Annotated in this window: 1 pseudogene; it reads right to left on the bottom strand. The window is 46.2% G+C overall.

Annotated elements, in window-relative coordinates:
- Positions 1 to 374: pseudogene (locus ACLRGG_RS21310) on the bottom strand (IS4 family transposase); the annotation flags it as partial.
- Between the last annotated feature and the right edge of the window lie 87 nt (positions 375 to 461).

Genomic DNA, 461 nt, shown 5'->3' with positions numbered 1-461 from the left:
CAGCTAAGTAAAGGGATTGACCGCCCGTCACACAAGAGACTGGCGCGAAGTATATGATATTCCTGAGATGGATAACCGCTCCAGTCAACCGCGATGACACACAGAGATAATTTGCTCGTCAACATAGCGATAATGTTTTTAAAGAGCGCAGGAATATCGCGATGGAGTGACTGATTTCCTATCAACCGATCAACACGTTTAATTTTGTTTTTAACCTGAGCCGTACCGGGTAAATGACGCCCAATGCTGGTCAGCGTCAGCGATGCGCCATTGATGAGAGCAATGGTGGCATCCAGCAAAGCGTTTTGTCGGTATTTGTGAAATGGTGCTAACGCATCACGGAAGAAATTCTGGCATACCTGGCGAGCAGGCATAGAGGTGATCTCATTGAATTGGTTGCACAAATCAGTAGATCACAAAACTCTATGCCTGTCTTTTTTTACCCGCCCATTACTGGGGAT

The organism is Erwinia sp. PPS120, assembly GCF_047918655.1.
In the GTDB taxonomy this organism is placed as follows: Bacteria; Pseudomonadota; Gammaproteobacteria; order Enterobacterales; family Enterobacteriaceae; genus Erwinia; species Erwinia tasmaniensis_A.
The sequence above is the reverse complement of the archived record's forward strand: the minus strand, read 5'-3'. Positions and strand labels throughout refer to the sequence as shown.